Annotated in this window: 1 protein-coding gene; it reads right to left on the bottom strand. The window is 71.8% G+C overall.

The window, feature by feature from the left end; all coding sequences use genetic code 11:
* Positions 1 to 54: 54 nt before the first annotated feature.
* Entirely contained in the window at positions 55 to 10,680 is a 10,626-nt protein-coding gene (locus IM25_RS11645) for a non-ribosomal peptide synthetase (RefSeq protein WP_157126947.1), read from the bottom strand.
* Positions 10,681 to 10,729 lie beyond the last annotated feature (49 nt).

Here is a 10,729-nt window from a genome sequence, read left to right as displayed (position 1 = left end):
TGCCGCGACGAACCGCGGGCGCATACCGACTAGCTAATGGTTAGGCTAACCATACTAGGCGCCCGAGGGGGTACTGAAACCTGCTCCCACCGGCGCGTTCATCGCCGTCGTCCAGGCCTCGGACAGCCCTCGGATCTCCTCGCAGGAAATTCGTCCGTCCGACCGCATCGTGGCTGTGAATATACGACCGCCCGCTTTCTCCTCGATCCGCACCGACAGCTCGAGGGCGCGCCCGCACGGGGTCCGCCGCTCCGTCGGCACCGTGTCGATCCGGACGAGAACGTCGGGCCGGGCCAGTGCCATGAAGGCCGGTGCGGCCTGGGCGTTGAGGTGCCGCAGCAGCGCGTAACCGGACCCGTCCCCGGGCACCGCGTCCACGGCGGCGGCCACACCGGTCGACACCGCGTCCGGATCGTCGGCGACGGGAACCCGCACGGGCACACCGACGGCGAACGGACCCACGGTCCGGGTGCAGTCCGGCTCGCCGTCGGAGAATTCACGTGCGTCGCGTTCGATCTCGACGAGCAAATGTGCCGGCGCGGCCTCGCGGACGCGTCCGACGGCGACTGCCAACGCGGTCACTGCCGCGACAGCGAGGTCCTGCCCACCGGACGGACCGGCGTTGACCTCGACTGCGGCGATCTCGACCGGATCGCCGACGGGGAGCACCGCGGTGCTCAGCGCGGCGCCCGGGGCGAGGACCTGCACCCAGTGCGCCAGTTCCCCGAGCAGCGCCGGGTCCTGCGCGCGCTCGTTGATGCGGGTCGCGAGTCCCTGCGCGGTGGCTGCGGGAACGGCAACCGGTCCCCCGGTGACCGCCGCAGCCAGGTCGGCGGCGAGCACGCCGACGGAGACACCGTCGGCGACGATCGGGTGGACCGCCACCACGAGTCGACCGGTCTGCCCGGTGGTCAGCCACACGGCCGAGAGCACCGGTCCGGCCTCGGGGTCGAGAGCCTCGGCGGCCTCGGTGCGGGCCTGCTGCTCCGCTGTTGCGAGGTCGGTGGTCTCGACGACCCGTACCGGTACCTCGTCGCCGGCGGGGGGGGTGTCGAGCGACCACAGCACCGAGGCCACGCGGGTGAGCCGCATGCGCAGCGCATCGTGAGCGGCGACCACCGTGCGCACGGCACCCGTCGCCTTCTCCTCGTCCGCCGGGGTGTCGACGGCGAACACGAGTGCGGCTCCGGCCGGCTCTGCACCGATCTCTCGCAGTGCGTGCACGGCCGGCGGCACGGGCACCGGGCCCGGTTCCCGGTCGTCCACGGGGCCCGTCGGCTGTTCCTCCGTCTCGGCGAACTGCGCGACGGCGGCGAGACCGGCCGGGGTGCGCCACCGGAAGATCTCGCGCGGGCCGAATTCGATGCCCTTGCGGCGCGCGGCCGTGACGACCTGCATCGAGACGATGCTGTCGCCACCGAGCGCGAAGAAGTCGTCGTCCGGTCCGACGACGTCGAGACGCAGTGCCTCCTCGAACAATTCACACAGTGTGGCCTCGGCGGGGGTCTCCGGGTCGCGGCGCGTCGTCGCGGTCGGTTGCGGATCGGGAAGTGCCCTGCGATCGAGTTTGCCGTTCGGTCCGAGCGGCAGTACCTCGAGCACGGTCACGGTCACCGGGACCATGTGATCGGGCAGGGAGGTCGCGGCGTGCGCGAGTAGATCGGCCGGTTCGACGGTGCGCCCGGACAGGGGCACCACGTAGCCGGCGAGCATGCCGTCGCGCACCACGACGGCGCTCTGCGCGACGTTCGGATGCGCGACCAGCGTCGCCTCGATCTCCCCGAGTTCGATGCGCAGGCCGCGGAGTTTGACCTGCCCGTCGGCGCGGCCGATGTAGTCGAGTTCGAGGCCCGCGCCCCGGTCGCGCCACCGCACGAGGTCGCCGGTGCGGTAGAGCCGCTCCCCCGCGTCGCTGTAGGGGTCGGCGACGAACCGGCCCGCCGTCAGGCCCGCGCGCCGGTGGTAGCCGCGGGCGAGCTGGACACCGCCGAGATACAACTCGCCGACGACGCCCGGCGCCACGGACCGGAGCCGCTCGTCGAGGACGAGGGTGCGGGTGTTGTCGATCGGCCGTCCGATCGGGACCCACGGAATGTCCTGCGCCGGAATCGGTGCCGCGGTGACGTCGACGGCCGCCTCGGTGGGGCCGTAGAGGTTGTGCAGTTCGGCGTCGACGAGGGTGTGGAAGCGGTCGCGATGGTCGGCGGTCAGCGCCTCACCACTGCAGATCACCCGGGTCAGGCGCAGTGCCCGGTCCTGCTCGGCGGCGAGCACGTCGAGCAACGCCGCGAGCATCGACGGCACGAAGTGCGCCGTGGTGATCGACTGCCGGGCGATCACAGCGCGCAGATAATGCGGGTCGCGGTGACCGTCGGCGGTCGCGACGACGAGCGTGGCGCCGGTGATCAGCGGCCAGAAGAACTCCCACACCGACACGTCGAATCCGGACGGGGTCTTCTGCAGCACCCGATCCTCGGCGGTGAGACCGTATTCGTCCTGCATCCACCGCAGCCGGTTGGCCACGGCGCGATGGCCGACGACGACACCCTTCGGGGTTCCGGTGGATCCGGAGGTGTAGAGCACGTACGCCGCGCAGTCGAGGGGCATCACGGTCGGTGCTGCGACCGGATCTGCGGGATCGGTTCCGACGGAACCGGATTCGTCGACCTCGAGCACCGGCACACCGGAGTCGAAGGTCATCGCCACACCGGCGGCCGCCACGACCGCGACGGGCTGCGCGTCGGAGAGCATGTACGCGAGTCGCTCGGCGGGATAGTTCTCGTCGAGCGGCAGATAGGCCGCACCGACGCGGTGGATCGCAAGGAGGGCGATCACGAGAGCGGTGCTGCGCGGAATCGCCACGGCCACGACGGCATCCATTCCTACTCCGGGAACGGCACGCAGATGCCCGGCCAGAGCGGCGACGGCACGGTCGAGTTCGGCGTAGGTCCACCGCCGTCCGGTGGCGTCGTCGACGAGCGCGAGGGCATCCGGTGTCGCAGCGACCTGCTGCGAGAACAGCTCGGGGACCGTGCGATCGGGACCGTCGTCTCGGACCGTGCCGATCTCCGCTGCCACCAATGCCTTCCGGTCGTCGACGGTGAGCACGCTCAACTGCGACAGCGAGGCGTCCGGATTCGCCGCGATCTCCGCCAGCAGAGCCGTGAGCCGCTGCGCGAATCCGTCGACGGTGCCGCGGTCGAACAGATCGGTCGCGTACTCGATGCGACCGCGGATCCCGCCGTCGTCGGTCTCGGCGAGGTCGAAGGTCAGGTCGAACTTCGACGTGCCGGTCTCGACGAAGACCGGTTCGGCGTCGAGACCGGGCATACGGATCTCGTCGAGGCGGTCGCGGTACTGCACCATGATCTGGAACAGCGGCTGGCGTGCGAGCGACCGTGCCGGGGCGAGTCGTTCGACGAGCACCTCGAACGGCAGGTCCTGGTGAGCATAGGCGTCGAGGTCCACCTCCCGGACCCGCGTGAGCAGGTCGCGGACGGTGGGGTCGCCGGACAGATCGGTGCGCAGCACGAGCGTGTTGACGAAGAAGCCGACGATCCGGTCGAGGGCGGCGTCGGGACGACCCGCGACGGGAGTGCCGAGGACGATGTCGTCCCCGGCGCCGTGCGCGCGCAGCAGTACTGCGACGACCGCGTGGGTGAGCATGAACATCGTCGCGCCGGATTCGGCGGCGACGTCGGCGAGTGCTTCCCTGGTGCGCGGGTCGACGGTGAACGGGACCGCGCCACCGCGGTAACTGCTGACGGCCCCGCGCGGCCGGTCGTGCGGAACGGCGAGTTCCTCGGGTGCGCCGTCGAGGACGCGTGCCCAGTACTCGGTCTGGACCTCACGCAGAGACTCGTCCCCGGTACCGAGACATTCGTCCTGCCAGAGAGTGAAGTCCCGGTACTGCACCGGCAGCGGCGCAGGCGCGGGTGCCCCGGTGGTCAGGTGCGCGTACCAGGCGGACAGGTCGGCGACGAGCGGCGTGGCGGACCACTCGTCGGCGGCGATGTGGTGCACGAGCACCAACAGGCGCGCGTCGTCGGGAGCGGTGCGCACGAGCGTCGCGCGGATCGGCAGGGCGTGGGCGAGATCGAACGGACGGCCCGCCTCCTCGGTGAGCAGCACGTCGAGATCCGCCAGGGCGGCGTCGACGATCCGCAGGTCGACGGTGCAGTCCTCGGCGGGCAGCACCCGCTGGTAGCCGATCTGCTCGACGTCGCCCTCGTCCGGCTCGGTGAACACCGTGCGCAGCGTGTCGTGCCCGGCGGTCAGGTGCTGCAGGGCACCCCGCAGAGCGTCGACGTCGAGCGCGCCACGCAGCCGCATCGTGTACGGGATGTTGTAGGTCGCCGACGCGCCCTCGAGGCGGAAGAGGAACCACAGCCGGCGCTGCGCCGCCGACATCGGGACGAGATCGGCGTGGTCGCGGCGCACGAGTTCGGGTCCGACGGCGGTGGCCGGGACCGTCGCCGCGAGTCGCGCGGGGGTGCGCAGATCGAAGATGTCGCGGATCGACGGGTTCCGGCCGGTGCGCATGCGCAGCGCCGCGGACAGACGTGTCGCGAGGAGCGAATTGCCGCCGAGGGCGAAAAAGTCGTCGTCGGGGCCCACCTGGCGGACACCGAGGAGTTCGGCGAGCACCTCGCACACGACGCGTTCGTCGTCGGTCGCCTCGCGCGTGCTGTGGCTCTGTGCGGGATCGGGCAGAGCCGCGCGGTCGACCTTGCCGTTGGGCAGGGTCGGCATGGCGTCGAGCACGTCGAAGACCGAGGGAATCATGTAGTCCGGCACCACGGTCCGCAGATGGTCCTGCAGGTCGATGGCCGCCGGACGCGGCGCGGCCGGATCGGCGACGACGTAACCGACGAGCAGATCGGTCCCGGACGCCGACGGGCGCACGGTGACGAGGGCCGCGGTCACCGCCGGGTGCCGCAGCAATGTGGCTTCGACCTCGCCGGGTTCGATGCGGAAACCGCGCAGGCTCAGCTGGTGGTCGGCGCGCGAGACGAACTCGAGTTCTCCGGAGGCGTTGCGCCGCACCAGGTCCCCGGTGCGGAAGAGCCGGGTGCCGCTGCCGGTGGGGTCGGCGACGAACCGCGCCGCGGTCAGATCCGGGCGGCCGAGATAGCCGCGGGCGGACTGCACTCCCCCGACGTAGAGTTCGCCGGTCACCCCGTCCGGGACGGGACGCAGGTGCCGGTCGAGGATGCGCGCGGTCACGCCGTCGACTGGGGCACCGATGCGGACGCGGTCGACGTCGGGGCCCGGCGCCGTCCAGATCGTGACGTCGCCGGCGACCTCCGATGAACCGTACGAGTTGATCACCCGTGCGCCCGGCAGTGCCGCGATCACGCTCGTGCCGAGGGGTTCTCCACTGAGGAACCACGTGTCGACGAGTTCCGCGGCCTCGGGGCGCAGGGCGGCGAGGGTCTCGGCGAGGCTCGGCACCGCGGTGAGCATCCGGACGCGGTGCCGGACGACGAGATCGGCGAGGGCCTCGGCGTCACGGGAGGCGGCGTCGTCGGCGAGGACCATCGTCGCACCGGAGAGCAGACCGGCGAACAGCTCGGTGGATCCGTCGATGAAGCTCAGCGAGCTCTTGGCCAGGCGCACGTCGTCGCCGGCCGGGCGGACGCGTGCCGCCTGCCAGACCAACCGGTTCGCCAGCGCCGCAGCGGTTCCGACGACACCCTTGGGCACACCCGTCGAACCGGAGGTGTATACGACGTACGACCCGTCCGCCGGATGCAGCGGGCGGCTGCGGTCGAGGTCGGTGATCGGTGCGTCCGAGTAGCCTTGCGCCGCTTCGGCCAGTGCGGCGAGGGTCAGCTCCGGTGCCTCTCCGGGCACGGCGCCTTCCGTATCCACAAGCACGAGATCGGGTGCGGCGTCGGTGAGCATGAACTCGATGCGCGCCGGCGGGGACGACAGGTCGACGGGCAGGTAGGCGGCACCGGAGACCACGACGGCGGCCAGCGCCACCACGGCGGCGTCGGACCGTGCCGCCGCGACCGCGACGACACTGCCGGGCCCGACCCCCCGTTCGGCGAGCGCGCGAGCCGAACGGTGCACGCGCGCCCCGAATTCCCGATAGCTCGACGTCTCGGTGCCGAACACGAGCGCCGGGTGATCCGGGCGGGCGGCGAAGGCCGCCGCGAGCAGGTCCGGCAGCAGCTGCGTGGTGGCGGGCACCGTCGCGACGGTGTCGGCGGCGCGCTCTTCGTCGGTGCGCACGTCGATCGATGAGAGGTGTCGCGGTTCGGGGTCGGCGAAGGCCGCGAGCACCGACAGCAGACGCTGCCCGAGGGTCCGTACGCTCGTACGGTCGTAGAGGTCCTCGGCGTACTCGAAGCGGATCGACAGGCCGTCGGCCGCGTCGACGAAGTCGACGGTGAGATCGAACTTCGACGTGCCGGTGGACAGATACGACACGGTCGCGGTGGTGTCGCCGATCTGCGGGACGACCGGTTCGGTGCGGTACTGCACCACCGTCTGGAAGAGCGGGTGCCGCGCGAGCGACGGGGTGACACCGACGGCGTCGACCACCTCGTCGAAGGGCACCTCCTGGTGGGCCAGGGCGGTGAGGTCGGCGTGCCGTACGCGCGTCAGAATCTCGGCGGTATCGGGATCGCCGGACAGATCGGTGCGCAGGGCGATGGTGTCGACGAAGAATCCGACGACGTCCTCGAGTCCGCTGTCGGCGCGACCCGCGACGGGCGCGCCGAGCACGATGTCGTCGCCCGCCCCGAGCGCGGTGAACAGGGCGGCCACGGCGGCGTGGGTGAGCATGAACATGCTCGTCCCGGAACGGGAACACATATCCCGCAGGGCCGCAGACAGTTCCGAATCCACCTGCACGTGTACCTCGCCGCCGCGGTGGCTCGGCACCGCGGGTCGCGGACGGTCGTGTGGCAGGGCGAGTTCCTCCGGTGCTCCGGCAAGGGTGGAGCACCAGAACGCGAGGTCGCGGTCGCGGAGCACGGCGGCGGCGGGGTCGTCGGCGAGACCGCGCTGCCACACCGCGAAGTCCGCGTACTGGGGACGCGGCGCGTCGTCGGGCACACGACCCGCAGAGAGATCGGCGTAGGCGGCGGCGAGGTCGGCGAAGACCGTCTCGGCCGACCACTCGTCGCCGGCGATGTGATGCACGACGAGCAGCAGCACCGCGTCATCCGGTGCGCGTCGCACGAGATGCGCACGGAACGGACGGTCTTGTCCCAGATCGAAGGATGCCCGCGCGGCCGCGTCGAGAAGTGCCGCGGCATTCCCGTCGCGCGCCTCCGCGACCTGCAGGACCGTCGACGGCGTGTCGGTGACGACCTGCACGGGCTCACCGTCGACGACGTCGACGACGGTGCGCAGCACCTCGTGCCGGGCGACGACGTGCACCAGCGCACGGTCGAGCAGGCCGGCGTCGAGCCGGCCGCGCAGTTCGAGGGCGAAGGGGATGTTGTAGGTCGGCGACGGTCTCTGGGCACGGTCGAGGAACCACAGGCGCTGCTGGGCCGACGACAGCGGGATCCGCGCCGGTCGCGGTCCTGCGACGAAGCGGGGACGTGCCGGGCTCGCGCCGTCGACCACCACGGCCAATTCGGCCACGGTGGGAGCGTCGAAGACGTCGCGCAGCGACACCTCGATGTCCAGCGCCGAGCGGATCCGGGCGACGAGACGGGTGGCGGACAGCGACGTTCCGCCGAGGGTGAAGAAGTCGGCGTCGACACCGACGGCCGGGAGTCCGAGCAGCTCGGCGAAGACACCGGCGAGGGTGTGTTCGGTGGCGGTCTCGGGATCGCGACCGGTGTTGGGGGCGCCGATCTCCGGGGTGGGCAGTGCCTTGCGGTCGACCTTGAGGTTCGCGGTGAGCGGGAACTCGTCGAGCACGACCGTCAGCGACGGCACCATGTACTCGGGCAGACGTGTGCGGAGGAAGTCGTGCAGTGCTGCGGTGTCGACGTCGGTGCCGGTCACGTAGCCCACGAGGCGGGCCGCACCGGTGGCGTCGGGCCGGGCGACTACGACGGCCTGCGCCACGCCGGCGAATTGCGCTGCGGCGGTCTCGATCTCACCGAGTTCGATGCGGTGTCCGCGGACCTTGACCTGGTCGTCGCCGCGTCCGAGATACTGCAGGGTGCCGTCGGCGGTCCAGCGCACGAGATCGCCCGTGCGGTACATCCGGCCGGCGCCGAAGGGATCGGCGACGAAGCGGGCCGCGGTGAGGTCGGGGCGGCCGCGGTAGCCGCGCGCGAGCTGCTGCCCCACGACGTACAGCTCACCGGCCGCGCCGACCGGCACGGGCTGCAACTGCCGGTCGAGCACGCGCACACCGGTTCCCGGATAGGGGCGGCCCACCGACCCGGTCCACGGCAGATCCGGCGCGACCGGAGCGGAGGTGCACCACACCGTCGCCTCGGTGGGGCCGTACATGTTGACGACCGAACACGCTCGCGCGGCGAGGGTTCCGGCCAGGACGGCGGGCAGGCCCTCGCCGCCCACAAGCACGCCCGTACCGGCGAGATCCAGACCGTCGTGTTCGACGATCGCGCCCCACAGCGACGGGGTGGCCTGGATGCAGTTCACCGACTCGGTGGCGGCGAGCGCGGCGAGGGCCGCCGGATCGCGCGCCTCGTCGTCGCCCGCGAGCACGACGGCCCCGCCGCGGCACAGCGGCACGATCAGTTCGAGCACCGAGATGTCGAACGACAGGGTGGTCAGGGCGAGAAGCCTAGTGTGCGCGCCGATTCCGGCGAGATCGGTCGCGGCGTCGACGAAGCGGGCGAGTGCGCCGCGCGAGAGCACGACACCCTTCGGCCGGCCGGTCGAACCCGAGGTGTAGATGACATATGCCGACTGGTCGGGCACGACTCGCTCGGAAGGCGCGGTGCCGACGGGGACGTCGCCGCGCCAGTGCAGGACGCCGTCACGGAAGACCGCCGTGGCGTCCGGGGTCGATGCGCCGAGACGGTCGGCGAAGTCGTCGGTGGTGAGCAGGATCGCCGGTCGCGCGTCGTCGAGCATGTACTCGAGTCGCTCGGCGGGGAAGGCGGGATCGAGCGGCAGGTACGCCGCGCCCGTCCGCAGCACGGCGAGGAGCGCGACCACCATGTCGGCGGTGCGTGGCAGGGCGAGCGCGACCGTCACCTCGCACCGCGCACCAGCCCGTGCGAGTTCGCCTGCGACGGCATCGATGCGCGCGTCGAGTTCGGCGTAGGTGAGACGGTCGGCGCCGGCGACGAGCGCGGGTGCGGCACCGGCGGCGGCCACCTGCGCGTCGAACAGATCCATCGCGTCGGGCGCGACAGACTCGGATACGACTCCGTGCCAACGGGATTCGAGATCGGCGCGGAAATCCGGGTTCAGCAAGTCGGCGTGGGCGAGAGGACGTTCGTCCGCGTCCTCCCGGGCGGCGAAGGTGAGCAGTCGCGCGATGGCCGCGGCGTGACCGGCGACCTCCTCGGCGGTGTACCGGTCGGCATCGGCGTCGAGGGTCAGTTCGAGTGCGCGGGTGCTGTCGACACGACGGGCGACCACCGCGAGGTCGTGGACGGGACCGCGCGCGAGCGAGTGCACGGTGGCGGTCGCGTCGCCGAATCGCACGGTGTCGCCGAACGGCTTGATGTTGACCGTCGGGCCCACCGGACCGGGACTGGTCGCGGGCAGACGCAGGTCGCGGTGGATGTCCTCGCCCCGGTAGCGACTGTGGCGTCCCTGCGCAGCGACGGTGGCGCGCACGTCGGCGGCGAGCGCCGCGAGACTCGCCTCCGGAGCGACCTCGATGCGGAGGGGCACGACATTGACGGCGGTGGTGAGCACCTTCGCGGCGACGCTGCCCATCCGGTTCATGGCCGGGAAGCCGAGCACCACGTCGCGGACCGCGGTGACCCGGCCGAGATAGGCGGCGGTCGCGGCGGTGACGAGGTCGGGCCAGCCCACCCCGGCGCGGCGTGCCGCTACGTCGAGCGCCTCGGCGACGTCCCCGGGGACCTGCACCGATTCGGTGACCACCGCGCGGGCGAGCGAGGACGCGGCCGGCACCGCGGTCTCCGCGAGGCCGAGCGCGTCGGGTGCACCATGCAGCGTCTCGGTCCAGAAGTCGCGGTCGGCGACGATGCGCTCGCCGCTGCGGTACTCCTCGTCCTCGGCGACGACCTGCTCGACGGAGCCGAAGGTCGCGGGCGGGACGTCCTCGCCGCGCACGAGTGCGGTGTACACGGCGACGATGCGGCGTTCGACCAGGCTGTAGCCGTAGACGTCGAGCAAGGCGTGGTGGGCGCGCAGGAACAGCAGGACACGGTCCGGTCCGAGAACGAACACCCGGGCGCCGATGCCGGCTTCGGCCGTCGGATCCATCGGCACGCGCAGGATCGCGCGCATCGTGTCGACGGCCGTCCGCCGCGGATCGGCGTCGGCGGTGAGGTCGGTGACCTCGATCTCCGGCGCCGGATGGGCACCGGGGAACTGGACGGGCACCTCGTCGACGACGGCGATCCGGGCGCGCAGTCCGGCGGATTCGTCGAAGACCGTGTGGACGGCGCGGGCGAGCACGTCCGGATCCATGGCGCCGTCGATCTCGAGGAAGTGCCCGGTGACGAGTGTCGCGTTCGAGGGGTCGATCGTCTGCGCGAACCACATTCCCGCCTGGGCAGCGGTCAACGGCAGAGGCACGATCGATTCCACGGGTACTCCTCGGCATTCCTGGACCCGCCCCCCCGGATCCGCCCCTCCG

Origin of the sequence: Rhodococcus sp. p52, assembly GCF_000763325.2 — a bacterium.
Classification (GTDB): Bacteria; Actinomycetota; Actinomycetes; order Mycobacteriales; family Mycobacteriaceae; genus Rhodococcus; species Rhodococcus pyridinivorans.
This window is presented reverse-complemented; position numbering and strand designations above follow the sequence as displayed.